At 44.0% G+C, this 25,285-nt stretch carries 24 protein-coding genes; 19 read left to right on the plus strand and 5 right to left on the minus strand.

Annotated elements, in window-relative coordinates; translation table 11 throughout:
- The first annotated feature begins 86 nt into the window (after window positions 1–86).
- Entirely contained in the window at window positions 87–1,376 is a 1,290-nt protein-coding gene (locus tag Q0E19_RS00120; RefSeq protein ID WP_294405911.1) for an aminotransferase, read from the plus strand.
- 131 nt (window positions 1,377–1,507) lie between these two features.
- Here the strand turns inward: Q0E19_RS00120 and Q0E19_RS00125 are convergent, their stop codons facing one another.
- Window positions 1,508–2,434, minus strand: coding sequence for an NAD(P)-dependent oxidoreductase (locus Q0E19_RS00125; RefSeq protein WP_294405913.1), 927 nt, complete (start codon window positions 2,432–2,434; stop codon window positions 1,508–1,510).
- Between the two features lie 217 nt (window positions 2,435–2,651).
- Between Q0E19_RS00125 and Q0E19_RS00130 the strand changes: the two genes are divergently transcribed.
- Genes Q0E19_RS00130 through Q0E19_RS00160 form a run of 7 tightly spaced genes read left to right on the plus strand, consistent with a single transcriptional unit; the run spans window position 2,652 to window position 10,112 of the window.
- On the plus strand, window positions 2,652–4,031 hold the full coding sequence (locus tag Q0E19_RS00130) for an acyltransferase (protein WP_294405915.1): 1,380 nt from the start codon (window positions 2,652–2,654) through the stop codon (window positions 4,029–4,031).
- A 3-nt stretch (window positions 4,032–4,034) separates the two neighbouring features.
- On the plus strand, window positions 4,035–4,808 hold the full coding sequence (locus Q0E19_RS00135) for a hypothetical protein (protein WP_294405917.1): 774 nt from the start codon (window positions 4,035–4,037) through the stop codon (window positions 4,806–4,808).
- Window positions 4,801–5,772 carry a TIGR01212 family radical SAM protein gene (locus Q0E19_RS00140; RefSeq protein ID WP_294405919.1) on the plus strand — a complete coding sequence of 324 codons (972 nt, stop codon included), beginning with the start codon at window positions 4,801–4,803 and terminating at the stop codon, window positions 5,770–5,772. The genes Q0E19_RS00135 and Q0E19_RS00140 overlap by 8 nt, the downstream gene beginning before the upstream one ends.
- Before the next feature lie 4 nt (window positions 5,773–5,776).
- Window positions 5,777–6,223: a hypothetical protein gene (locus Q0E19_RS00145; RefSeq protein WP_294405922.1), complete on the plus strand. Its 447-nt coding sequence runs from the start codon at window positions 5,777–5,779 to the stop codon at window positions 6,221–6,223.
- A 20-nt stretch (window positions 6,224–6,243) separates the two neighbouring features.
- Window positions 6,244–6,858, plus strand: a complete 615-nt coding sequence (locus Q0E19_RS00150) for a TIGR04100 family radical SAM protein (protein ID WP_294405924.1) — start codon at window positions 6,244–6,246, stop codon at window positions 6,856–6,858.
- A gap of 48 nt (window positions 6,859–6,906) precedes the next feature.
- Complete coding sequence (gene thrB, locus Q0E19_RS00155) at window positions 6,907–7,797, plus strand: homoserine kinase (protein WP_294405926.1); 891 nt, start codon at window positions 6,907–6,909, stop codon at window positions 7,795–7,797.
- A gap of 41 nt (window positions 7,798–7,838) precedes the next feature.
- Entirely contained in the window at window positions 7,839–10,112 is a 2,274-nt protein-coding gene (locus tag Q0E19_RS00160; protein ID WP_294405928.1) for a GGDEF domain-containing protein, read from the plus strand.
- A 69-nt stretch (window positions 10,113–10,181) separates the two neighbouring features.
- Here Q0E19_RS00160 and Q0E19_RS00165 read toward each other — a convergent pair whose 3' ends face one another.
- The 4 genes from Q0E19_RS00165 to fabD all read right to left on the minus strand — a co-directional run bounded on the left by Q0E19_RS00165 (window position 10,182) and on the right by fabD (window position 14,501).
- On the minus strand, window positions 10,182–11,411 hold the full coding sequence (locus Q0E19_RS00165) for a glycoside hydrolase family 5 protein (RefSeq protein WP_294405930.1): 1,230 nt from the start codon (window positions 11,409–11,411) through the stop codon (window positions 10,182–10,184).
- A 142-nt stretch (window positions 11,412–11,553) separates the two neighbouring features.
- The gene (gene hisC / locus Q0E19_RS00170; protein WP_294405931.1) at window positions 11,554–12,633 is read right to left on the minus strand and encodes a histidinol-phosphate transaminase; all 1,080 of its coding nucleotides are present in this window, start codon (window positions 12,631–12,633) and stop codon (window positions 11,554–11,556) included.
- 180 nt (window positions 12,634–12,813) lie between these two features.
- Window positions 12,814–13,386: a DUF6630 family protein gene (locus tag Q0E19_RS00175; RefSeq protein ID WP_294405933.1), complete on the minus strand. Its 573-nt coding sequence runs from the start codon at window positions 13,384–13,386 to the stop codon at window positions 12,814–12,816.
- Between the two features lie 176 nt (window positions 13,387–13,562).
- Window positions 13,563–14,501, minus strand: coding sequence for an ACP S-malonyltransferase (fabD, locus tag Q0E19_RS00180; RefSeq protein WP_294405935.1), 939 nt, complete (start codon window positions 14,499–14,501; stop codon window positions 13,563–13,565).
- Window positions 14,502–14,885: 384 nt separating this feature from the next.
- Here fabD and Q0E19_RS00185 point away from each other — a divergent pair, with 384 nt between their 5' ends.
- The 11 genes from Q0E19_RS00185 to Q0E19_RS00235 all read left to right on the plus strand — a co-directional run bounded on the left by Q0E19_RS00185 (window position 14,886) and on the right by Q0E19_RS00235 (window position 25,190).
- Window positions 14,886–15,908 carry a beta-ketoacyl-ACP synthase III gene (locus tag Q0E19_RS00185; protein WP_294405937.1) on the plus strand — a complete coding sequence of 341 codons (1,023 nt, stop codon included), beginning with the start codon at window positions 14,886–14,888 and terminating at the stop codon, window positions 15,906–15,908.
- A 40-nt stretch (window positions 15,909–15,948) separates the two neighbouring features.
- Window positions 15,949–16,887, plus strand: a complete 939-nt coding sequence (gene fabK / locus Q0E19_RS00190; RefSeq protein ID WP_294405939.1) for an enoyl-[acyl-carrier-protein] reductase FabK — start codon at window positions 15,949–15,951, stop codon at window positions 16,885–16,887.
- Entirely contained in the window at window positions 16,887–18,014 is a 1,128-nt protein-coding gene (locus Q0E19_RS00195) for an alpha/beta fold hydrolase (protein WP_294405941.1), read from the plus strand. The genes fabK and Q0E19_RS00195 overlap by 1 nt, the downstream gene beginning before the upstream one ends.
- Before the next feature lie 43 nt (window positions 18,015–18,057).
- Window positions 18,058–18,792 (plus strand): 3-oxoacyl-[acyl-carrier-protein] reductase, encoded by a 735-nt coding sequence (gene fabG / locus Q0E19_RS00200; protein ID WP_294405943.1) that lies wholly within the window; start codon window positions 18,058–18,060, stop codon window positions 18,790–18,792.
- Window positions 18,793–19,391: 599 nt separating this feature from the next.
- Window positions 19,392–20,624 (plus strand): beta-ketoacyl-ACP synthase II, encoded by a 1,233-nt coding sequence (fabF, locus tag Q0E19_RS00205; RefSeq protein WP_294405945.1) that lies wholly within the window; start codon window positions 19,392–19,394, stop codon window positions 20,622–20,624.
- Window positions 20,625–20,639: 15 nt separating this feature from the next.
- Complete coding sequence (gene accB, locus Q0E19_RS00210) at window positions 20,640–21,116, plus strand: acetyl-CoA carboxylase biotin carboxyl carrier protein (RefSeq protein ID WP_294405947.1); 477 nt, start codon at window positions 20,640–20,642, stop codon at window positions 21,114–21,116.
- A gap of 37 nt (window positions 21,117–21,153) precedes the next feature.
- Complete coding sequence (gene fabZ / locus Q0E19_RS00215) at window positions 21,154–21,585, plus strand: 3-hydroxyacyl-ACP dehydratase FabZ (RefSeq protein ID WP_294405949.1); 432 nt, start codon at window positions 21,154–21,156, stop codon at window positions 21,583–21,585.
- A gap of 37 nt (window positions 21,586–21,622) precedes the next feature.
- Window positions 21,623–22,066 carry a hypothetical protein gene (locus Q0E19_RS00220; RefSeq protein WP_294405951.1) on the plus strand — a complete coding sequence of 148 codons (444 nt, stop codon included), beginning with the start codon at window positions 21,623–21,625 and terminating at the stop codon, window positions 22,064–22,066.
- 31 nt (window positions 22,067–22,097) lie between these two features.
- Window positions 22,098–23,468, plus strand: coding sequence for an acetyl-CoA carboxylase biotin carboxylase subunit (locus Q0E19_RS00225; RefSeq protein ID WP_294405953.1), 1,371 nt, complete (start codon window positions 22,098–22,100; stop codon window positions 23,466–23,468).
- Complete coding sequence (gene accD / locus Q0E19_RS00230) at window positions 23,468–24,367, plus strand: acetyl-CoA carboxylase, carboxyltransferase subunit beta (protein WP_294405955.1); 900 nt, start codon at window positions 23,468–23,470, stop codon at window positions 24,365–24,367. Before Q0E19_RS00225 ends, accD begins: the two co-directional genes overlap by 1 nt.
- On the plus strand, window positions 24,360–25,190 hold the full coding sequence (locus tag Q0E19_RS00235; RefSeq protein ID WP_294405956.1) for an acetyl-CoA carboxylase carboxyltransferase subunit alpha: 831 nt from the start codon (window positions 24,360–24,362) through the stop codon (window positions 25,188–25,190). Before accD ends, Q0E19_RS00235 begins: the two co-directional genes overlap by 8 nt.
- Window positions 25,191–25,285: the final 95 nt, after the last annotated feature.

The following is a 25,285-nucleotide window of genomic DNA, read 5'->3' on the forward strand; positions in this document are numbered from 1 at the left end:
GGGTCACAGCGCCCGTGTCATCGTTATTTATACGGCTGTCGCCGTTTACTATCTATAATTTATAAGTTATAAGTGGAGGTTATTTTATGATGTTATCAGAAATGTCCAGGGACGAACTTCTGAAATTCAAAGCTGACGTTCAGAAGGATTACGACGAGTTCAAGGCAAAGGGACTTACCCTGAATATGGCAAGAGGAAAGCCGTCCTCAGAGCAGCTCGACCTTGCTATGAAAATGCTTGCGGCTGTAAACAGCTTTGACGCAGACTACAAGGCTTCAGACGGAACAGACTGCCGTAACTATGGCGGACTCGACGGAATCGTTGACGCAAAAAATCTCTTCGCTCCAATGCTGGGCGTTTCAAACGATGAGCTTATCGTTTGCGGAAACTCAAGCCTTAACATTATGTACGATATGATCGCAAGATGCATCATCTTCGGTGTTGACGGCGTTCAGAAGCCATGGAAGGACTGCGAGAAGGTAAAGTGGCTCTGTCCTTGTCCTGGTTATGACAGACATTTCGCTATCTGCGAAAGCTTTGGCTTTGAGCTTATCCCTATACCGATGCATGATGACGGTCCTGATATGGATATGATCGAAAAGCTGGTCGCAGAAGATGATGCTATAAAGGGTATATGGTGCGTTCCTATGTACGCTAACCCGACAGGAATCACATACTCTGACGAGGTCGTAAGAAGATTTGCAAACCTTAAGCCAAAGGCAAAGGATTTCAGAATTTTCTGGGATAACGCATACTGCATCCACCACCTTACAGATACTCCTGACAAGCTCCTTAACCTCCTTGACGAATGCAAGAAGGTAGGCAGCGAGGATATGGTCTATATGTTCGCTTCAACTTCAAAGATCACATTTGCAGGCGGCGGAATCGCTGTTATGGCTGCATCTGAGAAGAATGTTAAGTATATAAAGTCACTTATGACAGTTCAGACTATCGGCTACGATAAGATCAACCAGCTCCGTCACGCAAAGTTCTTCGGCAGCTATGAAGGCCTTACAGAGCATATGAAGAAGCACCGTGACATCATTGCTCCTAGATTCAAGGTAGTTCTTGACACACTTGACAAGGAGATAGCTCCTCTCGGCATCGCAACATGGACAAAGCCTAACGGCGGTTACTTCATCAGCTTTGACGCTATGGAAGGCTGCGCAAAGAGAATAGTTTCACTTTGCAAGGAGGCAGGCGTTGTTCTTACAGGCGCAGGCGCAACATTCCCTTACGGAAAAGATCCTAAGGATTCAAACATCAGAATCGCTCCTACATTCCCGCCTGTTGACGAGCTGAAGCTTGCAGCAAAGCTTTTCACAGACGCTGTAAAGCTTGCAAGTGCAGAAAAGCTTCTGGGCGAGCTTAACTAACTGCTGAAAATTTAATTCTAAATATAGAAAGACCTGAGAAACCAAAATTTCTCAGGTCTTTTTCATATCCCACAAAAACAAAACGGACAGGAAATCCGATTTCCCGTCCGAATATATCCGTGTTTATTTGTTTACTTAGTGTTTGAAAGTGTCCAGCGGAACGGAGCAATTCTCTTAGCTCTGGTATTATCATAGTTCCAGTTATGGAATGTGATAGACGGATCAAAATATCTGTAATCGCTCTTCATTTTGCCCTTGTTCAGACTAAGTCCGCCTGTGTTCTTCTGAACGACAGCGCCGATGCGGTGATGAGCCTTCTCATAATCGATTATCTCTTTCGCCGTAGTCATTCTCGAATCGCATACGTTATAAACGCCCTCGTAACGACCCGTCGGCACATTGATTATACCATTGATAAAGTCGATAAGATTGAATACACAGCAGAATGCATATCCATACTCGCCGTCATTGAATATGTAACCTACGTTTTCCTTTACGTCAAAAACGTGTGCGTGAAGATTTTCGGTATGCTCTGCGTCATAGATAGGTGATACTCTCGCTATGACAGGCACTGTATCAGATTTCTTGAACTGCTTGAGCATAGCCTTTTCGCTGTTGCTCTTCAGCTCCGCATAGTTGGAGTTGCCCTTTTCCGGATTTGTTTCACGGATAGGTTCTCTTCCCTTCTGGACGCCGTAAATGTCCGTCGTACTGAGGAGTATAAAGCTTCTGACTTCGGCTTTATCTGCTATCGCATAGATAAACTTGTCACAGATCTTGCTCCTCTTTATCTCAGCGTCTGTAATATATGGATCGATATCATTATCCACGGAGTTCGCCAGATGTACCACAACGTCGATCTTGTTGCTCTCAACTATTGACGAAATAGCCGCTTTATCGGTGATATCGCACTGAACAAATGTATAGTTCGGGTCTGAGCCGATAAATTCATTGGATTTTGAGTCTACGCCATAAACACGGTGTTTCTTGTGCAGCAGGCTGGAAGTAAGGTACTGACCTATCATTCCGCTTGCTCCGGTAACTAAAATAGATGCCAAAACTGCCACCCCTTCCCCAAAGCGCATATTTATGTACTATAATTATATCACACTTTTTGTTTTTTGCAAATAGTTTTTGAGAATTTCTCAAAAATTTAGAATTTCTTTATAATTTCGCTTGCAGAATTTTGTGAAGTGTGCTAAAATTATATAAGAAATCAGAAAGTGTTTTTTGTATTATTTTTTTATTATTTATGTAGATTAAGGAGATCTGACGGTGGTTTATTCAAATCTGATATTTATACTTGCATTGTTCCCGCTGACGGCGATAATCTCGCTGTTCGACAGAAGTGCGGAGTACAAAAATCTCATACTGATAATAGCGTCGCTGCTGTTTTTCAGCTGGGGACGTCCTCTTGCAGTCTGCCTCATATTCCTGACAGTTTTTGCAGACTGGGGTGCAGGACTTGCGGTGTACAGATTTTCTGAAAAGAGATCACTCTCAACGCTTTTTCTTGCTCTGGACGGGCTGATGAACCTTGCGGTGTTCCTTGTGTTCGGTCACAACTATCTTTTTAACAAAATATCCGCTCTCAGTTTCGACGAGGCTATACTGCCTATCGGCATCGGATTTTATACGATCCGTGGATTTTATTATGTTTTCGACATTTATAAAAGAGGGTTCAAGCCTGAAAGAAATCCGCTTTGCCTGTTTACATACATGGTGTCATTTCACCTTATGGCGGCAGGACCTGTTATGCACTACTGCGAGGTAGAGCCGCAGATAAGAGAACGTGAGATCACGACTGAAAAGCTCAATATGGGTTTTAACAAGATAGTATGGGGTTTCGGCAAGATAGTGCTTATCGCTCCTGTTTTCGAGAGGATAAAGCTTGCGGGACTCAACGGTTCTGAGATAACGACTATCGGCTGCTGGCTTGGTATGCTGGCATTTTTCGCTCAGTATTACTTCACTTTCACAGGTCTTTGCGATATGGGCAAGGGCATGGGACTTGTGGGCGGTTTCTGCTATTCAGACAACTACACTGACATAGATGCAAACGGTCTGTTCAGCGGTCTGGTGAAAAGTTTCAACACGACTGTTATCGGATTTTTCACAGATGTGGCCGGCATAAAGAGGGACAGCTCAAAGATATATACTGCTGTTGCTGCGGTAATATGCGGCATAGCCGTTTCCTTCTGGTATGACGCAAAGCTCAATTACCTTATTGCAGGTCTTGCGGCAGGACTTCTTATCGCACTTGAAAAGCTTGTGCTTGAAAAGCCGCTGTCAAAGCTGCCTGTACTGGTGAAATACATTTATCTTGTCATCACGAGCATGATAATTTTCGGTGCGCTCTATTTCGACAGCCTTTATGGTTACCGAAAGTGGCTGCTCGCCCTTGTGGGAGTGAACACAAAATATGCCCTCAGCGTATCGGTAAAATATGCTGTACTGAAAAATCTGACGCTTATCGTTATAGCTTTCTTTATCATCTGTCCGCAAGCTAAAAAGCTTGTGCTTGGCATTATGGATAAGATCGGCGCAAAAAGTCAGAGAAGCTATGGCGCAGTAAGAATAATAAAAACTATCTGCACAGCGTTCGTTTTCCTGCTCAGCGTTATTACGCTGACGGTGGAATATACTGGAGTTTAAACTATGGATAACATCAAAAAGCTTAAAAAGGAATCTGAAAATATAAATATCCCTGAGGAATGCCCCGAAAATGACAAGGCGCTGAAAACTCTTGCGGACGAAACAAAAACAGGTCATTACGATAACATAAATCTGCTTGTTCTTGCGGCTCTGCTTATTTTCACAGCGGTCACTTTCCTTGCGGTGAATGGAGGAAATTCATCTGACGGCGGCGGACTTGTGTTCAATCTGAAAAGCTTTATTTCGGGCGCATACACACAGTCACTTGAAAACAGATACAACGATCAGCTCCCTGTTCCGGAAACATTCAAGGCTATCGAGGAGAGAGTTTCGTTGCTGTACGGCATAGGAAATAAGCTTTCCGATCCTATAAAGACTGTTGACGACGGCACAAATGCAGACAGAAACAGCTTTGACGAGCCGTCCGATAACAACAAGGACAAAAATGAAAATGTAATAACCTCAACTGCTCCGCAGACGGATAAAAACGGAAACACAACGACTTCCAAAAAGGACGAAAAAGATAACGGCAAGGGTACAACGGCGGTAGACAGACCCGACGGAACGACTTCCACCACCACTACCACAGCCGAAACCACCACAACAAATAATGACGCACCTGACGTAACGGTAACAACTACCGTTCCTGTGCCGGACGTAACGACCACAACTCCGCCTGCAACTTCGGAAACTACGCAGCCGACAGAACCTGTTCCTACCGAAACAACGACTTCTGAAACCACTGCGCAGGGAGGAGATAATCCTACTGATGAATAGCGTATTCGACAACCCTTTTCCATACTCTGACGACAACAAGAGATATCAGACTTACAGCTGGTATCTGAAAAAGCGTTTCGGTAAAAAGGTATATAAAGTCCCGCTGAACATTGACCTCGGCTGCCCTAACAGGGACGGCACAAAAGGCATAGGCGGCTGCAAATTCTGCTCGGCTAAAATGAGCGGAGATTTTGCGGGCGACCCTGCGGACGATATATTAACTCAGTACGCTGAGATAAAGGAAAAAATGTCGCACAAGTGGGCAGACGGGTTATGCATACCTTATTTTCAAGCAGGCTCAAACACCTACTGTGACGTTTCCACCCTCGAAAAAATGCTTTCTGCGGCAATGGGGTTTGATAATGCGGTCGGCATAAGCGTTGCCACAAGGGCGGACTGCCTTGATGAAGAAAAATGCGCTCTGCTGGGCAGGTTTGCTCAAAAGACCTATCTTACGGTGGAACTTGGACTTCAGACCATACATGACGAAACTGCGCTGGCTATGAACAGATGCCACACATATGCGGACTTTCTCAAGGGCTATAAAATGCTGAGGGAAAACGGCGTTAATGTCTGCGTTCACATCATAAACGGACTGCCCAATGAGGACAGGGAAATGATGCTTGAAACGGTCAGGGAGCTTAGCAGGCTTGATATGCACAGCATAAAGATACATCTTCTGCACGTTCTGAAAAATACGGAGCTTGCGGCAATGTATGAGCGTGGAGAATTCAAGGCTATGGAAATGGAGGATTACGTTCAGCTGGTCTGCGATCAGATCGAACTGCTTTCCCCAGAAACTGTGGTTCAGCGTGTAACAGGTGACGGCGCAAGGGACGAGCTTATCGCACCTATGTGGAGTCTGAAAAAATTCTGCGTTATGAATGAGATAGACAAAGAGCTTGGCAGGAGAAATTCCTGGCAGGGCAAATACTACAAGCATTATGCAGAGGATAAAGGATAGAATTATGGCTGAAAATACTGATAATAATTCAAGCAATGAAAATAATGAAAAAACAGAAAATATAAACAAAGGCAAAAACGGCAGAAAGAATATCATTATTTTTATCTGCATTGCAGTCTTTGCGGTCATCGCAGCGGCTTTCTCGCCTTATATAAGCTCGGCTTATCAGAAGTTCAATATGAACAGGTTTGAGGAATATGCTTCCTTTACATCACAGGACGGCGAGTTTACAGTTTCGCTGAGAACTGTTCCCGAAACTGCTCTGACCAATGGTATGAAAATATCTGTTTATCTTATCGACAACACAGATGAACGTGTGCGTTCCGTTTGTGAAACCAGAGTAGATACGGACAAAGATCAGACGGTAGATTTTTCAGAAAATGGTGATATAATAAAAATAGACGTTTCCGGCAATACGCTTGAAATAGACACGTCAAAATACAGAAAATAATATCTGCGGAGGTAACAAAAATGCAAAAGGCAATGAATATATCCTACGAGATAGGAAATAAACTTTATCTCAATATAACAAATAAATGTCCATGCAGCTGCACATTCTGCATAAGGAACAATGGTGACGGAGCATATGGCTCTGACCCTCTGTGGCTCGAACATCAGCCGAATGAAGAGGAGGTTATCGCAAATCTTAAAACAAGAGATCTTAACAGCTATGAAGAGATAATCTTCTGCGGCTACGGCGAGCCGACCTGTGAGCTTGATATCCTCCTTGCTGCGGCAAGATATATCCGCTCGGTTTCAAAGACTCCCATAAGACTTAACACAAACGGTCTTGGCGATCTTATCAACAAACGTGATATCGCACACGATTTCAGCGGACTTGTGGATACAATATCCATCAGCCTCAATGCGCCTACCGCTGAGGAATACAACGCTGTTACAAGACCTTCATTCAAGGACGTAAACTGCTTTGAAGAGATGCTTTCTTTCGCTAAAAGCGTACAGAAGGAAGTGCCTAACGTTATGCTCACCGTTGTTGACATTATAGGGGAAGATGAGATAAAGAGATCTCAGGCTGTTGCGGACAAGGCAGGCATTCATTTAAGAGTACGCCCATACGAGGACTGATCTTACTGCCGCAAAATACAGCAAATTTACTGAAAAGGGGCAAAAATTATGTTTAAAATACAGATTCCTGCGACATCTGCCAACCTTGGCGCAGGCTTTGACGCACTGGGACTTGCGCTTTCGTTTTACAACTATGTTGAACTGGAAGAGTCGGATAGGATCGACATCAAATCCGCTGACGGACTTGATGTTCCCACAGACGAAAACAACCTTATCTACATTTCCGCAAAGGATCTTTATGCGGTATGCGGAAAAAAGCTGGAGGGATTAAAGCTTGTCCAGACCAGCAACATACCTATGGCAAGGGGGTTAGGCTCTTCATCTGCCTGCATAATCGCAGGTCTTGTTGGAGCAAACAAAATGCTGGGAGATCCTCTTACAAAGGACGATCTTGTGGATCTTGCGGCTCAGATAGAGGGACACCCTGACAACACTGCCCCTGCACTTCTCGGAGGTATCGTTACAGCGGTATTTGACGGAAGAAAGGTACGTTGGGTAAAGCAGGAGGTATTTACAAAGCTGAAATTCGTGGCTATAATACCTGACTTTGAGTTAAAGACCGAGGCTGCGAGAGCTTGTCTGCCGAAAGAGGTTTCGCACAAGGACGCTGTTTTCAACCTTTCAAGAGCGGCTCTGTTCTCAGCTTCACTGCTGACCGGAAAATTTGAAAATCTGAGAACGGCAGTTGACGATAAGCTGCATCAGCCATATCGTATGGAGCTTATCCCACACTGCAAAGATGTTTTCGATATCGCATACACTCACGGCGCATACGCAAGCTATATAAGCGGCGCAGGTCCGACAATAATGGCTATCGTAGACGAGGATAATACATACTTCGCAGGAAAGATGAAATTCTCCCTTGACAACGCAGGTCTTAAAGGCTGGCAGGTAAGGGAATTCCATATTGACAACGACGGGACAAAAATTATAGAATAACAATTATCTGACATAATGACTTATATATTTAGGTGTACAATATGATGAAAAGAAGATACAATATCGGATTGCTTGTGGCCTGCATAACCGACCCGTTCAGCAACCGTCTAACCAGCGGAGCAATGAAAGCCTCTGAGGACCTTGATATCAACCTTTTTATTTTCCCAGGCAAATATCTTGATATCGACTATGACAAGAAAGATCATGACGCTCCATATGAATACCAGTACACATCACTGTTTGCATATGCGGCTAAAGCAAAGCTGGACTATCTTATCGTTGCCACAGGCACAATATGCTATGCCTGCACAAACGAACGAAAGAAAGAATTTCTCTCGATGTTCGACGGCACGCCATGCATGAGCGTTGCCGCTGAGGTAGAGGGATATGACTTCCTCCAGTTCGACAACAAGTCGGGAATAATCGCTGCCATAGACTATCTTGCACAGCAGCAGAACAGAAAAAATATCGGTATGATGATAGGCGACCTCAATAACTTTGAATGTGTTGAAAGATACAATGCTTATCTCAACGGTCTTGAAAACAATGGTCTTGACTATAAAAAAAGCTATGTTCAGACAAGCGATATTTCACCAAACTGCCGTGAGCAGGCTGAAATACTCATAGACAACAACCCTGAGCTTGACGCTATACTGTGCGTTAATGATATGATAGCTACTGTTGTGTATGACGTTCTGCAGGAAAGAGGAAAGAGAGTTGGCAGAGATATTGCCGTCGTAGGATTTGACGATCTGCCGTTTTCAGCAAGGCTCGATCCGCCCCTTTCATCTGTAAGAGCGGACGCTCAGCTATTGGGTATCCGTGCAGTGGAAAAGGCTGTGAACTATCTTAACGGGGTTGAGGACAACGATCATCTGCTCAGCACGACTTTCATACCAAGACAGTCAAGCTACTGTGGTCTGGGCATAATGAACACCGGTGACAGCGTTTTCACAGGTACAAAAGATGAGATACTGAAAAAAGCGAAAGAATTTCTTTTCGACAGCAACGGAAACGCTGAATTTGAAAATGCTGCCGCAAACTTTATCTCAAGATTCTTTGATTTTCTTGACCAAAGGTTCAAAAAGGCTATTGCCACAGATGATGATTTCAGACAGGCTGTGGATATCATTGACGATATGTTCAGCAAGGTATATGTTATAATCGACAACATAAGCAAGTTCAACAGCCTTGTTGACAGCTGTATGCATTGGATAAAACGTGAATGTCCCGAAGAAAATCTCCAGTATTTAAGACGGATACACGAATATTACTACAAGCGTATGTCAATATATGTTGTTGCGGATTACAGGCGGCTCCAGAACCAGCACAACGACCGCATACATATGGACAACCTTGTTATAAGAGATGCCCTCATGCTTGACGTTACTGTCAGCGAGGGATATACGCTCGCATTAAAAAGACTCCATTGTCTTAACATTGATACATCTTATCTTTTCGTATTTGACGCACCTATGCTTCACAGACCGACTGATGATTTTCCCGATATAGGAACGCTCAATTTCAAGGCATACTGCTACGGACGTGATATTCATAAAGTACCTGAGGACAAGCAGAAGGTAACATCTCCTGAGATCTATGTTCATGACAGGCTTGCTTCCGACAGGCGGCACACAATGGTCGCAACACTGCTTTTCTATACGGAATGGCAGTATGGAATGGTGCTTGTTGAACCGCACGGCGAGGAAAATCTTGACGAACTGGAGCTTATCACATATCAGCTCAGCACATCAGTAAAGACAATACATCTGCTGAAAACGCAGGAAGATATGCTTGCCGCTCTGCACAGCAAAAATCTTGCTCTTGAAAACGAATCGCAGATAGATCAGCTTACGGGAATATTCAACAGACGTGGTTTCTACACCAACGCAGAAGAGCTTATGAGCAAGCCTGAAAATGCAGGAAAGACGCTTATAATCTGCTACGGCGATATGGATAACCTTAAAATGGTCAACGATAAGTATGGTCACGCAGAGGGCGACTTCTCCCTTAAATCACTGGCTGAATGTATGAAACATTCCTTTGGCGAGGACGCTGTCATAGCGAGAATGGGCGGAGATGAATACGCTGCGCTGAAAATAAAGACCTGCGAAAATGAGATAGAGGATATAAAGGCTAAAAAGGAAAGCTTTATAACAACTCTCAACGAAAATTCGGGCAAGCCGTACAGGATAAATATGTCCCTCGGCATAGGCGAATTTGTATGCGCAAACAGCTATGATCTCCAGACTGCGTTGGATAAGGCAGACGGTCTGCTCTACTCCGTAAAGGTCCGCCGCAAGAAAGAGATATAGAAATATTTAACATAACATAAAGAAAGAGGACGCTTTAAAACGTCCTCTTTTTATGTAATATAAAAGCTTTTATCCCTTTGTTACTTCGTAATCCTCACCGCTGACCGCACGCTGCAAAGCTGTAAGAAGGTCAGGATCATTCCACTGGAGAGTTGATCTGTTGAAACCTGCGCCGTTATCCCAAAGGAAAACAGGTATTCCTATATCGTGTGTAAGCTTTGTCAGCATTTCATCGAAATAGATAACGCTTGCCTTTTCATTGTTTCCTGTACCGTACTCACCGATTATAACAGGGATACCATTATCAATGAATGTGGTCTTGAGTTTGTTTATCTGATTTTTCATAACGTCGGTTTCTGCATCCGTTCCCCATTCATACTGGTTTTCACACACGCAGAATTCCCAAGGGGTATAATAGTGAACTGAAACTATGCATCTGTTCTGTGGGTCTGTCGGCATTTTAAAACTTCTTGAAACAGTTTTGTCTATATCCGTCCAGTAGCCTGCAATAAGCAGATGCCTTTGCGGATTGTTTCCGCCTGTACTTCTCACAAGGTCAACAAATGACTGGTTCATCTTATTGAGCAGCTCATACGCCTTATTTGTGTTAAGGTCATCAAACCCGACTTCGTTCATTGACTCGAAAATAAGCTTGTCGGAATAGTTTTCAAATCTGCTGCATATCTGCGTCCAGATAGTCGAATATTCCTTGTACCAGCTGTCATAATCATTTTCAGCGGTTTCTCTTATCCATGCGCCGAACTCAGGATCTCCGCCGCCGTCATGGTGAACGTTGATGATAACATACATATCGAGGTCATAAGCGTAATCAACGACCTCCTGCACTCTGTCCATCCATGCCTCGTCAATAGTATAATTCTCGTCGATATGGTCACGCCAGGTCACAGGTATTCTTACTGCGTTAAAGCCCTGTGATTTAAGAGTTTCAAATATCTCAGGAGTAGTCATAACGTTTCCCCAAAGCGTTTCATCAACGTTATCGGAATTTTCGTCTATCTGACCGTCGCCGTCCCTGTCTGCATTGCAGACGTCAAGGGTGTTTCCCAAATTCCAGCAAAGCTGCATTTCGCCGCAAAGCTCCATAGAGGATATATCCCTCATCTCGCCCTTTGCTGTTTTGTCATTTTTACCGTTTTCGGAGCTAGCAGCAGAACTGCTTTTTGCAGCCGAGCTGTCCGAAGTGTTTGAGCAGGCTGTAAATGCTGTGCAGGCTAACACTGCCGCACATACCAAAGCACCTGCGCTTTTCATTGTTCTAATTGTTCTGAATATGTTCATACTCGAACCTCCCTTTCACTAAAAACAATGTTCAGATTTTTATATTTACGCAATATAGCAATTTAAAAACCGCATTGTTTTTCTGTTACAAGTATATTATACCATAATTTTTTGAACAAAGGGGTTCATATTTCTATATTTTTCAGCTATTCTTTGAGCTTAAAAATTCTCTGATCGCAGAATAGAGCATATTCATTTCTTCATCAGTACCCACTGTGATGCGGAGGAAGTTATCTATAAGCGGCTTGTTGAAATATCTTATAAAAATGCCCTTTTCTCTCACGAACTCAAATATCTCCTTGGCAGGATATTTATTGTGTGAGGCAAAGAGGAAATTCGTTTCGCTGTCGAAAACCTTAAATCCCATTTCTCTGAGGATCTCTTTTCCCTCATCTCTTGTTTTCTTTATCTTCTCAACTGTTTCGCTGAAATATTCTTCATCTTTAAGGCACTCTGATGCGGCTGCGATAGCTATCTGATCCAGCGGATAGGAGTTATATGAATCCTTTACCGCCTGCATATACTTTATAAGCTCAGGCTGCGCAAAAGCCATTCCCACTCTCATACCTGCAAGGGAGCGTGACTTTGAGAATGTCTGCGTTACGATAAGGTTATCATACTCCTTTATAAGCTCCACGCAGGAATATTTTCCGAAATCCGCATAGGCTTCATCTATGATAACTATGCAGTCCTTATTGTGTTCAAGAAGATCAACGATAAAATCCTTGCCCACGCCTATACTTGTGGGGGCGTTAGGGTTAGGAATGACCACTCCGCCGTTTTCTTCATAGTAGTCCTTAACGTCTATCTCAAAATCCTTGTTTACCGCCTTAGTTACATAAGGTATTTTAAGCAGTTCGCACCATACAGGATAGAAGGAATATGTTATATCTGGATAAACAATAGGCTTATCGGAATTAAAAAACGCACGGAACGCTGTGGCAAGCACATCATCAGAGCCGTTTCCGCAGAAAACATTTTCCGGTTCAAGTCCGTATCTTTCCGCAAGAGCCTTTTTCAGCGGCACAGCGTCTGCGCTTGGATATTTTTTAAGCTCGGCAGCGTCTATACTATTTAATATCTTCTGCACACTTGGAGCAGGCGGATAAGGGTTTTCATTTGCATTGAGCTTTATTATCCTGTCGTTTTTAGGCTGTTCGCCTGCAACGTATGGTTCGATATTTATAAGATTTTTTCTCCAAAGCTGTTTATTATCTGACATAGGGAATATCCTCTTTTCATTTTATCGTGGTAAAGTGGTAATATGCTATTACATTCAATATAATAACACATATCCGCAGGTTTGTCAATATCACTCAGACTGATATCTGACCTTTATAAATTATATATTGTTTTAGTATGAATGTCAAGAAATCCCCTGCGCCGCATTGCCAGACGCTAATTATGCTCTGTCTATCTTTCTGCCTGCGTCAGCGGCAAGTCTGCTGAGTTTTTCAAGCTGTTCTACTGTGCAGACGAACACAGTTCTGCTCCTGCCCTTATAATCGTCGGGGAGAATACTGTTTATATCGAACTCGCCTACGCACATACCCGATTTTCCCCAGAAATGCTCTATGCAGCTTATCCAGCTGTTTATCTCATAGTCGAGATAGATCTCATCTTCGGGCGGTATTATCCCTCTTTCGCTGACTATCTTTAGTTCGCCGAACTGCTTGTAAAAATCATCAAAATCTATCTTTGCACCGAACTCTCTTGCATAGCCGTATTTTATCATTATCTGTATACAACCGAGCCATTTTACCTTGAAATCCGAAACTGTTGTGGGGACAAGTCCCTTTGTATCGAAAACATCATAGTTATCCCTTGCATAAAGTCTGGGCTTTTCAAGACATTCTGTTATCTCTGCCATTGCCTTTTCGTCATTATCTGATATCATCGAGAATATCTCTTTGTAGACTGAATCGTTGTCCATTGGTTTTGAATTTTTGCTTTTAAGTTTACTGAATAATCCCATATTATTTTACTTCCTTTCTATTCTTGATTTATCAATAATTAAATATTTTATAAGTTCAAGACATTTTGTTATATTATTTTCTAAATTCGCCATTTTATGACACTGCATAGATCGAATAAAACCGCAGAAACATTCCTGCGGCATATATCACTTATAAAAGCTATAAACAGCTTATTTTATTCTTTGTTTATTGCGGCAAGAGCCTTTTCCATAGTTGCCTCATTCTCGATATTAACAGCTGTCTTGCCCTTGAGGGTTTTCTTTACAAGACCTGTAAGAACCTTGTTTGGTCCGAGTTCAATGAAGTTCTCATAGCCAGCCTTCTCCATTTCAGCAAGCTCGGAAGTGAACTTTACAGGAGAAACGATATGCTTAGCCAGCATATTTGCCATATCGGAGAAATCCTCCAGCTTTTCGCCGAGAACGTTTGAATAGAAATCTACCTGTGCAGGCTTGAATTCTACTGTCTTAGCAGTTTCAATGAACTCATCTGCGGCAGGCTGCATAAGCTTTGAATGGAAAGCTGAGGCAACGTTGAGCTTTATAGCCTTTTTCTTCATTTCAGCAAACTTTGCTGCGGCAGCCTCGCAAGCCTCTGTATCGCCTGCGATAACGGTCTGTACTGCTGAATTGTAGTTTACAGGAACTACATATCCCTCTGTTTCCTCGCACACCTTTTCAACATCAGCTGCATCGAGTCCGATTATAGCATACATTGAACCGCTTGCCTGCTCTGCTGCTTTCTGCATTGCGGCTGCTCTCGCCTTTATAAGCTTAAAACCGTCCTCAACAGAAACAACGCCCGCTGCGACCATAGCTGCATACTCACCGAGAGAATGACCTGCAACTCCGTCAAATGTTATGCCCTCAGCCTTTGCAGCCTCAAACGCTGCCAGTGAGCAAGCCATTATAGCAGGCTGAGAATTGATAGTTTTATTAAGCTCCTCCTCAGGACCGTTGAAAGCTATATCTGCAATATCATAGCCGAGTATCTCACCGGCCTTATCAAAGACAGCTTTTGCGGCAGGATATTTTTCGCAAAGCTCCTTAGCCATACCAACATACTGTGAGCCTTGTCCTGAGAACAGGAAGATGTTTTTCATTGAACTTGCCATAGAATTTTTACTCCTTTATATATACTTTATAAATAAATTACCTTTACAAGCAGGGTTTTGCTGTCTGAATTTAGTTGGTTAAACATTTTAATTTTTGAAAGATTTTTTCAAAAAAAGACACAAAATATTAAATAACGCCCGAAATATTGTGAAATATTCTCCAAATGTTTAAATTCGAGCAGGGTTGTTCATAATTTGTTATTGAATTGGTCTGGAAAAGAGTTTATAATTATAATGTTAGGGCAAATATACAGTAAAATTCTGCCCTCATGCTTCAGACAAACACATTATAGCATATATTTTTCAGATATACAACACAAAAAAGTAAATTTTTCAAAATGATGAAATGGGATTGTCTGTGATCTACTGAATGGAGGAATTAAGTTGGCAGAAAATACAGAAAAAAACAAGACAGTCGGAATAAAGGTAATTGGAGTAGGAAAGTACGTTCCTGAGCTTATTGCGACTAATGAGGATTTCACTAAGATCGTTGAAACAAGCGACGAATGGATAACACAGAGAACAGGTATCAAGACAAGACACATCACAAATGGTGAGCCTACATATCATCTCGGCGCAATGGCTGCAAAGAACGCTATCGAAAATGCAGGAATAAAAGCTGAGGATATCGACCTTATCATCGCTTCAACGGTTACGGCGGATTTCTATACTCCGTCTGCTGCCTGCCTTATTCAGAGAGAGATCGGTGCGATCGGCTGCATGGCTTTCGATATAAACGCTGCCTGCGCAGGATTTGCATATGCTGTTGATATGGCTAAGAGATATCTTCAGAGCGACGACGGCATAAAGACTGCTCTTGTAGTAGCAGCTGAGGAGCTTTCAAAGTTCACAGATTACACAGACCGTTCTTCATGCGTACTTTTCGGTGACGCTGCCGGTGCATTCGTTCTTACTAAGGAAGAGGACGTTCCTTACGCAAGCTTCCTCGGAGCTGACGGAAACGGCGCTAACAAGGTCGTTTCAAGAGCGCTCAAGGTAGAGAACCCATTCCGCACAAGCACAGAAGAATTTGATATGAATATGCCTGAAACTAAGGCTCATTACTTCTATCAGGACGGCAAGGAAGTTTACAAGTTCGCTATTAAGGCTATGCCTAATGCTATATCAGAGGCCTGCAAGAAGGCCGGTATCGAGCCTAGCGAGCTTGACGCTATCGTTCCTCATCAGGCTAACGTAAGAATTATCGAAACTGCCGCAAAGAACCTCGGACTCCCTATGGACAAGTTCATTGTTTACATCGACAGATACGGCAACACATCTTCCGCTTCTATCCCGACTGCATTCTGCGACGCTGTTGAGGACGGCAAGATAAAGAGAGGCGACAAGGTCTGCGTAGTAGGCTTCGGCGGAGGTCTTACTTACGGCGCTGTTATTTTTGAATATTGATAAGACGCATATATAAACGACTTGTAAAAGGAGAACCATTATGACAACTACAAAGACAAGAATAACTGAACTGCTTGGCATAAAGTACCCTATTTTTCAGGGCGGTATGGCTTGGATAGCTGAGCATACACTTGCTGCGGCAGTAACTAATGCAGGCGGACTCGGCATCATCGCAGGCGGTTCTGCTCCTATCGACTATCTCAGAGATCAGATAAGACAGACAAAGGCTGCTGTAAACGGCAAGCCTTTCGGCGTAAACATTATGCTCATGAGTCCTAACGCAGAGGAGCTTGCAAAGCTCGTTATCGAAGAGGGCGTACCTGTTGTAACAACAGGCGCAGGAAATCCAGGCAAGTTTATGGCTGCATGGAAAGAGGCAGGCGTTAAGGTAATACCTGTCGTTCCGTCTGTGGCTCTTGCAAAGAGAATGGAAAGATCGGGCGCTGACGCTGTTATCGCAGAGGGTACAGAGTCAGGCGGACATATCGGCGAGAACACTACAATGTGTCTTGTTCCGCAGGTAGTTGACGCTGTTGAGATCCCTGTTATCGCAGCAGGCGGAATAGCTGACGGCAGAGGTATCGCAGCTTCATTCATGCTTGGCGCAGAGGGCGTTCAGCTTGGAACACGTTTCCTTGCTGCTGAGGAGTGTCAGATCAACCCTGTTTACAAAGAGCTTGTTGTAAAGGCTAAGGACACAGACAGCATAGTCACAGGAAGATACACAGGTCACCCTTGCAGAAACGTAAAGACAAAGTTCTCAAAGAAGCTTGCAAGCGGAGAGGCTAACGGCACTATCACACCTGACGAGTTTGAAGAGATCACACTCGGCTCACTGAGAAAGGCTGTACAGGACGGAAACCTTGACGAGGGTTCATTCCTCTGCGGCGCTATTGCAGGTATGGTAACAAAGATCGAGCCTGCAAAGGATATGATCGAAGAAATGTTCACACAGGCTGAGGCTCTTTTAAATAAATAATGGCTGATATCGCTGCAAATGAAAAACAGGATATGATAAGCTCTTCTGAGCCTGATACAACAGTCACGCAAAGGAAAAACAAAAGCAAAAAGAAGATAATTCGCATATGCGTTATTGCTTTTGTACTGCTGACGCTGATAGTAACTCAGACGGTGACGCATATCCTGCTGAACGATAATTTTTCACGAGGCGAATACAATAAATACACCACAAATTACCGCTATGACCATTATGAAAAAGATTACCCAAGGAAAAACGTAAGCTTTAAGTCGGGGGAAAATCTTTTGCAGGGTTATATTTACGGCAATGATAACGATAAAGGTCTGCTGGTTTTCGCTCACGGCATTGGCGGCGGACACGAATGGTATCTGTCTTTTATAACCTATATGGTGGACAAGGGTTGGAGAGTTTTCGCCTATGATGCCACAGGAAGCTGCACAAGTGAGGGCAACGGAACAAAGGGACTTCCGCAGTCCGCACTTGATTTGGACAACGCTCTTACATACATCGAAAGTGACAGCGAGCTTTCAAAGCTGCCTGTATTTCTTGCAGGTCACAGCTGGGGCGGATATGCTGTTACAGCTGTGCTGAATTTCGATCACGATATAAAGGCGAGCGCAAGTATTTCAGGCTATGCTTATCCTATTGATATGATAATGGAAACTGCTGACGGAATGATGGGAAAGGTTTCATATCTGCTTTATCCTTTTATATGGACCGATTGTTTCGCAAGGTTCGGCAGCAAGGTAAATATGTCCGCAGTTGACGGTATAAACAGTTCTGATGTCCCTGTTATGATAATCCACGGGAAAAAAGATACAGTGATAGGCTACGACCGTTCGTCTATAATTTCAAAAAAGGGCGAGATCGTAAACAAAAACGTGGAGTATTATTCCATAGACGATAAATACAGCGGACACAACAGCATATTCAGATCCGAAAAAGCAAACGAATACCTTGAAAAGCTTAATAAGGAATATGACAAAATGGCTGAAAAATACAAGGACGGCAAAGTTCCCGATGATGAAAGGAAAAAGTTCTTTGACGACGTTGACAGGGAGCTTGCAAACCAACCTAATGAAAAATTATTTGATGATATAAACAGCTTTTTTGAATCACATTTATGACTACGAAAAGACAATATAAAATTTATAACAGGAGGAAAATAAAATGGCAACAGCATTGATAACAGGTTCCGCAAGAGGTATCGGCGCAGCTATTGCGCTCAGACTTGCAAAAGACGGATTCAACATTGCTCTCAATGATATTTCTGAGGCTATGTTTGAAAACAACGATATAATGGACAAGATCAAGGCAGAGGGCGTTGAATGTGAAAAGTTTATCTGCGACGTATCAAGCTATGCGCAGGTAGAGGAAACAGTAAAGGCTGTAAAGGCAAGATTCGGCACTATCGACGTACTTGTAAACAACGCAGGCATTACCCGTGACGGACTTCTCGCAAGAATGAGTGAAGAGCAGTACGACACAGTTATCGCAGTAAACCAGAAGAGCGTATTCAATATGTCCAAATTTGTCGGCAATGTAATGATGCGTCAGAGAGCAGGAAAGATAATCAACCTTGCTTCCGTAGCAGGTCTTTACGGAAACCCGGGACAGATGAACTACTCTGCAACAAAGGCTGCTATCATCGGTATGACAAAGACAGTTGCCAAGGAGCTTGGTTCAAGAGGAATCACCTGCAACGCTGTTGCTCCTGGATTTATCAAGACACCTATGACCGACAAGCTCACAGACGCTCAGAGAGAGGCTATGATAAACCAGATCGCAATGAAGAGATATGGTGAGGTTGAAGAGATCGCAGGCGTTGTATCATTCCTTGCATCAAAGGACGCAAGCTACGTTACAGGTCAGGTCATCGAGATCAGCGGCGGCTTAATGATGTAGTGCTCACCGCACGGGGCAATTTACGCCGTACAAAGTGATAATTGAAACTTTCTGCCCGCTGGATTTATTTTCAGCAAGTGGACAAGTTTGATGCTCACCGCACGGGGTATTTCACGCCGCACAAAGTGGTAATTGAAACTTTCTGTCCGCTGGATTTACTTTCAGCAAGCGGACAAGTTTGATGCTCGCCGCACGGGGTATTTTACGCCGCACAAAGTGATAATTGAAACTTTCTGCCCGCTGGATTTACTTTCAGCAAGTGGACAAGTTTGATGCTCACCGCACGGGGTATTTCACACCGTACAAAGTGGTAATTGAAACTTTCTGTCCGCTGGATTTTATTTTCAGCAAGCGGACAGGTTTGATGCTCGCCGCACGGGGAAATTTACGCCGCACAGAGTGATAATTGAAGCTTCCCGCCCGCTGGATTTATTTTCAGCAAGTGGACAATATCAATGCTTTTCTGCAAGGCAGTGTTGATTGAAATGAATTTTGAATATCGTCTGCAAAGGCTGTCAAGGCTTTATAGAGCAGAATATATCTCAAAGTATTTAATAAAACTATTATACGACTATAAAATTTTCAAAAGGAGTGTTTAAATGAGACGTGTTGTAATCACAGGTATGGGTACAGTAAACCCTCTCGGAAAGAATGTTGAGGAATTCTGGGAGAATATAAAGGCTAACAAGAACGGACTCTCTTTTATAGATCAGTTTGACGCTGAGAACTTTCCTGTAAAGATCGTCGGCGCAGTAAAGGATTTCGACTGCACCGAGTATATAGATAAAAAAGAAGCTAAGAGAATGGACAGATTTACCCAGTTCGCTGTATGTGCTGCAAAGCAGGCTATGAATATGGCTGGCAGCGACTTCAAGGATATCAGTCCTTTCAAGTCGGGCGTTATCATCGGCGTAGGTATCGGCGGACTTAATATGACCGAAAAGGAAGTTACAAAGTTCAACGAAAAGCCGGACAAGGTATCTGTATTCTTTATCCCTATGATGATAGGCAATATGGCTGCCGGCACAGTTGCTATGCAGACCGGATTCAAAGGCGACAACTACTGCACGACTACTGCCTGCGCATCTGCTACTCACGCTATCGGTGAGGCTTTCAGAAAGATCAAAGACGGCTATCTTGATGTTTGTCTTTGCGGCGGTGCAGAGGCTTGTATCTCTCATTTCGCACTCAGCGGATTTAACAATATGAAGGCGCTTTCAAAGGCAACAGAGCTTGACAAGGCATCAACTCCATTCGACCTCAACAGACAGGGATTTGTTCTCGGCGAGGGCGCAGGCATACTTTGCCTTGAAGAGTATGAACACGCTAAGGCAAGAGGAGCTAACATAATCGCTGAGGTCGCTGGCTACGGTGCAACAGGCGACGCTTACCATATGACAAGTCCTTCACCAACAGGTGAGGCTGCTGCATATGCAATGAAGTATGCTTATGAAGAGGCTGGACTCAAGCCGGAGCAGGTAAACTACATCAACGCTCACGGCACTTCAACAGGTCTTAACGACAAGTATGAAACTACTGCAATTAAGATCGCTCTCGGTGAGGACGCTGCGAGAAAGACAGTTATAAACTCAACAAAGTCTATGATCGGACACCTTCTCGGTGCGGCAGGCGGCGTTGAGGCTATCGTTACTGCACTTTCAGTTAAGAATGATTTTGTTCACAAGACTATAAACTTCACTACACCTGATCCTGAATGTGATCTTGACTATGCGGTCGATTCAAACAGGGATATGCCTGTTTACGCTGCACTTTCAAACTCACTTGGATTCGGCGGACACAATGCTACTATCTGCATAAAGAAGTGCGACTGATAAGGAGAAGCTGATATGAGCGAAAAGATTTACGGTCAGTTTGACCTTGAAACAATAGAAAAGCTTGCCGATATCGTTAAGAACAAGGATCTCGGCGAGATAACAATAGTTGACGGCGATAAGGAGATCACTATCAAGGGCAAAAAGTGTCCTCCGCCTCCTCCTATGGGCGGTATGCCTATGGCTGCGGCTGCACCTGCTGTTCAGCCTGCAAGTGGGGATGCTCCTGCTGTACAGGCATCTGCGCCTGCCGTTTCAGGCAAGCAGGTAAAAGCTCCTATCGTTGGAACATTCTACGCTGCTCCGTCACCTGACTCCGCTCCGTTCGTAAGCGTTGGCGACAAGGTGAAAAAGGGCGACACTATCTTCATTATCGAATCAATGAAGGTAATGAGCGAGGTACAGAGCGAATTTGACGGCACAGTCAAGGAGATATGCGTAAGCAGCGGCGACGCTGTTGAATACGATCAGACTGTTATGATACTGGAATGATCTAAATGATCTATCAGAAGAATTTGGAGGAAATAAAATGGCAGTTGTTTTGAATAAAGAACAGATAATGGAGATAATTCCGCACCGTGATCCTTTCCTGCTTATCGACGAGGTAAACGAGCTTGAAGTCGGCAAGCGTGTAAAGGCAACAAAGTATATAAAAGAGGACGATTTCTGGTTCAAGGGACATTTCCCTAACTACCCTGTAACACCCGGTGTGCTTATGGTAGAGATGTGCGCACAGGCTGGCGCTGTTGCTCTGCTTGCACTGCCTGAAAACAAGGGCAAGATAGGATTTTTCGGCGGCATAAATGACTGCAAGTTCCGTCAGCAGGTAGTTCCCGGCGACAAGCTTGATATCGAAGTCGAGATAATAAAGGTAAAAGGACCTATCGGCGTAGGGAAGGCTCTTGCGTCTGTAGACGGCAAGAAGGCTGTTTCCGCTGAGATAACTTTTGCGATAAAGTAAATCACAGACGACTGCAACTCGCAGGAAAATGTATGATATGAAAAGATCAGTTAGATTTATTTTGTTTTCTGTTTTGTCCATTGTGGTATGTTGGACGATCTTCACGGTGCTCGACTATTTTTATGATATGTACGGCGATATGCTTACCATCGTCGGGGCTGTTATGACTGTGATAGCCGCTGTGGTGTGTCTTATTGCAGGAAAGCGGCTGGAGATATCTGAGCACCCTGTGAAAAACATCGTTTTGCAGCTTGTGATATGGAATATCTGCGGCGCTGTGTTCGGCGTGCCGATATGCGGACTGGTGAACAATGATCGCTGGATAGTTCATCAGCAGCAGGGCGATTATATGAGTCTTAACGGTATAGAATATATACTGTTTGCTTTTGTTATCACTCTTGGATTTTCGGTCATCGTGATACTGTGCAGGCTGGCAGGATATGTATTCAGACTTGCATCGCAAAACAAGCAAAATCTTTAACTTTACTTCGGAAGGAGTAGACAGTATAAATATGTTCAAAAAAGTATTGATAGCGAACAGAGGCGAGATCGCTGTCCGCATTATAAGAGCCTGCCGTGAGCTTGGCATACATACCGTTGCGGTATATTCAACGGCAGACAAAAACGCTCTTCATGCTCAGATAGCTGATGAGGCAGTATGCATTGGTCCTGCGCCGAGCAAGGACAGCTACCTTAATATGCGTGCCATCATCTCCGCCTGCGAAATAACAGGCGCTGACGCCATTCACCCAGGATTCGGCTTTCTTTCCGAAAACCCGTCCTTTGCAAGAATGTGCGAAAAATGCGGGATCACTTTTATAGGTCCTAGGGCGCAGTCTATCGAGATGCTGGGCGACAAGGCTCAGGCTAAGGAAACCATGAAAGAGGCAGGCGTACCTGTTATAATGGGTTCTGACGGTGCTATCTCAAATATCCACGCCGCACATACCCTCGCAAACGATCTTGGCTACCCTGTTCTCGTAAAAGCTTCCGCAGGCGGCGGCGGAAGAGGTATCAGGATCGTAAAGAGCGATGATGAACTTGAGGCGCAGATGACTGCCGCAAAGCAGGAGGCTCTTGCCTGCTTCGGCAATGATGAAGTTTACATAGAAAAGTTTATAGAGAACCCTAAGCATATCGAGATACAGATACTTGCGGATAATTACGGCGATGTTATCTACCTCGGCGAGCGTGACTGCTCTATGCAGAGAAGAAATCAGAAGGTGCTTGAAGAAGCTCCTTCCCCAGCTCCTTTTATGACCGAAGAGCTGCGTGAGAGAATGGGTAAGGCTGCCTGCACGGCGGCTAAGGTATGCGGTTACAGGAATGCAGGAACTATCGAATTCCTTGTTGACAAGAATGGTAATTTCTACTTTATGGAGATGAACACCCGTATACAGGTTGAACACCCTATAACTGAGGCTGTTACGGGCATAGACCTTGTAAAGCAGCAGCTGCTTATTGCCGCAGGAGAAAGGCTCTCCATAAAGCAGGAGGACGTAAAGCTGACAGGTCACGCTATCGAATGCAGAATAAACGCTGAAAATCCTCTGCTGGATTTCAGACCTTCACCGGGAAAGATAAAGTCACTGTTCATACCCGGCGGTTTCGGTATAAGAGTTGATACCGCAGTATATCAGGGTTATGAGATATCGCCGTACTACGATTCAATGATAGGCAAGCTTATCACTTACGGCAGAACGAGGGAAGAGGCTATTGCAAAGATGACATGGGCGCTTTCCGAATTTATCGTGGAGGGAGTATCCACAAACGTGGACTTCCAACTCAAGCTCATAAGACGGCCTGAGTTCCTTGCGGGAGATTACGACAACGGTTTTCTTAACCGCACAGATATACTTGAGGACGAGAGGAGTAAAAACTGATGCTTGAAGATCTGTTCTCTGTTGTCAAGGAAAGATTCAACGGCGAAAAGCCGCTTGATGAAAAGACAGAAAAAACAGAAAAAACTAAAAAGACGGATATACCAAAGGGACTTCTTTTCAAGTGTCCGAGGTGCAGAAACGTTACTTTTGAAGAGGATTTTCAGAAGAACGGCAAGGTTTGCCCTCACTGCAACTACCATTCAAGACTTACCGCAAGGGAAAGACTTGACATAACCGTTGACAAGGGCAGCTTTGAGGAATTCGACAAGGATATGATATCAAAGAACCCTATCGACTTCCCGGGCTATGAGGAAAAGCAGCAGGCTCTCCGTGAAAAGACAGGTCTTAAAGACGCTGTGCTTACGGGAACTGCTCTTATAAGAGGCGAAAAAATCGTTATCATCGTTATGGACTCAAACTTCATGATGGCGTCCATGGGCAGCGTTGTGGGCGAAAAGATAACGAGAGCAATAGAATATGCTACTGCAAACAGGCTGCCTGTCATCGCATTCACAGCCTCAGGAGGGGCAAGAATGCAGGAGGGTATAGTTTCCCTTATGCAGATGGCAAAGACCAGCGGAGCGGTCGCAAGGCACAATGAGGCAGGACTTCTTTACATTGCCGTTATGACTGACCCGACCACTGGGGGAGTTACAGCGTCCTTTGCATCGCTGGGCGACATTATAATCGCTGAGCCGAAGGTACTTATCGGTTTTGCAGGCAGACGTGTTATAGAGGGAACGATCAGACAGAAACTGCCTGATGATTTCCAGTCTGCTGAATTTATGCTCGAAAACGGATTTGTTGATATGATAGTGGAGAGAAAGAAAATGCGCAGAGTTATTGCTCATCTTCTTAAACTGCACAAACAGCCTGAGGAGGTGACAGGAAATGAGTGAGCTTACCGCCTGCGAAAGGCTTGATATAATAAGACACAAAGGCAGACCTACCGCTCTTGATTATATCCCGATGATATTTGACGAATTCTTTGAAATGCACGGCGACAGGCTTTTCGGCGACGACAACGCTATAATGGGCGGTGTTGCCAGCTTCAGAGGAACTCCATGCACTGTCATAGCTGAGGTAAAGGGCAGAAATCTTGCAGAAAATCAGAAATGCAATTTCGGTATGCCACACCCTGAGGGTTACAGAAAGGCTTTAAGGCTTGCAAAGCAAGCTGAAAAGTTCCACAGACCTGTTATATGTTTAGTTGATACTGCGGGAGCATTCTGCGGAGTGGACGCTGAGAAACGTGGACAGGGCGAGGCTATCGCAAGAAATATAATGGAGTTTATGACGCTCAAGACGCCTGTTATATCTATCATAATGGGCGAGGGCGGCTCAGGAGGAGCGCTTGCGCTGGCTGTATGCGATGAGCTTTCAATGCTGGAAAACTCTATTTATTCGGTAATTTCACCGAGAGGTTTCGCAAGCCTGCTGTGGAAGGATTCCACTAAAGAGCGTGAGGCCTGCAACATTATGAAAATAACCGCAGAGGATCTTACAAGACTCGGCGTATGCGATCATATTATTCCTGAGGCTGACGGCGGAGCGCATAATGATCCGCAGCTGACCGCAGAATATATGGCAGAGTATATCGCCGCCGCTTTGGAAAGAAATCAAAGAAAATTGCAAAAAGGTCTTGACGAATTGATAAAGGGGCGGTATAATAAGTTTAGAGATGTGGGAGAATTTGAAGAGCTTCCGCTTTCTGATAAATAAGAAAACAGATATTTTTTCTGTGTTCTTACGCTGATAGCGGGCAAACGCCGTCAGGCACCGCCTTGCATATCTAATTGATTCCAAGTATAGAAATG

It is taken from the genome of uncultured Ruminococcus sp. (assembly GCF_934476685.1).
Classification (GTDB): Bacteria; Bacillota; Clostridia; order Oscillospirales; family Ruminococcaceae; genus Hominimerdicola.

What these genes read in the sequence shown, in the direction of transcription:
- Q0E19_RS00120 (WP_294405911.1), top strand. Translation starts at nt 87, where the DNA reads ATGATGTTATCAGAAATGTCCAGGGACGAACTTCTGAAATTCAAAGCT.
- Q0E19_RS00135 (WP_294405917.1), top strand. Translation starts at nt 4,035, where the DNA reads ATGGATAACATCAAAAAGCTTAAAAAGGAATCTGAAAATATAAATATC.
- Q0E19_RS00140 (WP_294405919.1), top strand. Translation starts at nt 4,801, where the DNA reads ATGAATAGCGTATTCGACAACCCTTTTCCATACTCTGACGACAACAAG.
- Q0E19_RS00145 (WP_294405922.1), top strand. Translation starts at nt 5,777, where the DNA reads ATGGCTGAAAATACTGATAATAATTCAAGCAATGAAAATAATGAAAAA.
- Q0E19_RS00150 (WP_294405924.1), top strand. Translation starts at nt 6,244, where the DNA reads ATGCAAAAGGCAATGAATATATCCTACGAGATAGGAAATAAACTTTAT.
- thrB (WP_294405926.1), top strand. Translation starts at nt 6,907, where the DNA reads ATGTTTAAAATACAGATTCCTGCGACATCTGCCAACCTTGGCGCAGGC.
- Q0E19_RS00160 (WP_294405928.1), top strand. Translation starts at nt 7,839, where the DNA reads ATGATGAAAAGAAGATACAATATCGGATTGCTTGTGGCCTGCATAACC.
- Q0E19_RS00165 (WP_294405930.1), bottom strand. Translation starts at nt 11,411, where the DNA reads ATGAACATATTCAGAACAATTAGAACAATGAAAAGCGCAGGTGCTTTG.
- hisC (WP_294405931.1), bottom strand. Translation starts at nt 12,633, where the DNA reads ATGTCAGATAATAAACAGCTTTGGAGAAAAAATCTTATAAATATCGAA.
- Q0E19_RS00175 (WP_294405933.1), bottom strand. Translation starts at nt 13,386, where the DNA reads ATGGGATTATTCAGTAAACTTAAAAGCAAAAATTCAAAACCAATGGAC.
- fabD (WP_294405935.1), bottom strand. Translation starts at nt 14,501, where the DNA reads ATGGCAAGTTCAATGAAAAACATCTTCCTGTTCTCAGGACAAGGCTCA.
- fabK (WP_294405939.1), top strand. Translation starts at nt 15,949, where the DNA reads ATGACAACTACAAAGACAAGAATAACTGAACTGCTTGGCATAAAGTAC.
- Q0E19_RS00195 (WP_294405941.1), top strand. Translation starts at nt 16,887, where the DNA reads ATGGCTGATATCGCTGCAAATGAAAAACAGGATATGATAAGCTCTTCT.
- fabG (WP_294405943.1), top strand. Translation starts at nt 18,058, where the DNA reads ATGGCAACAGCATTGATAACAGGTTCCGCAAGAGGTATCGGCGCAGCT.
- fabF (WP_294405945.1), top strand. Translation starts at nt 19,392, where the DNA reads ATGAGACGTGTTGTAATCACAGGTATGGGTACAGTAAACCCTCTCGGA.
- accB (WP_294405947.1), top strand. Translation starts at nt 20,640, where the DNA reads ATGAGCGAAAAGATTTACGGTCAGTTTGACCTTGAAACAATAGAAAAG.
- fabZ (WP_294405949.1), top strand. Translation starts at nt 21,154, where the DNA reads ATGGCAGTTGTTTTGAATAAAGAACAGATAATGGAGATAATTCCGCAC.
- Q0E19_RS00220 (WP_294405951.1), top strand. Translation starts at nt 21,623, where the DNA reads ATGAAAAGATCAGTTAGATTTATTTTGTTTTCTGTTTTGTCCATTGTG.
- Q0E19_RS00225 (WP_294405953.1), top strand. Translation starts at nt 22,098, where the DNA reads ATGTTCAAAAAAGTATTGATAGCGAACAGAGGCGAGATCGCTGTCCGC.
- accD (WP_294405955.1), top strand. Translation starts at nt 23,468, where the DNA reads ATGCTTGAAGATCTGTTCTCTGTTGTCAAGGAAAGATTCAACGGCGAA.
- Q0E19_RS00235 (WP_294405956.1), top strand. Translation starts at nt 24,360, where the DNA reads ATGAGTGAGCTTACCGCCTGCGAAAGGCTTGATATAATAAGACACAAA.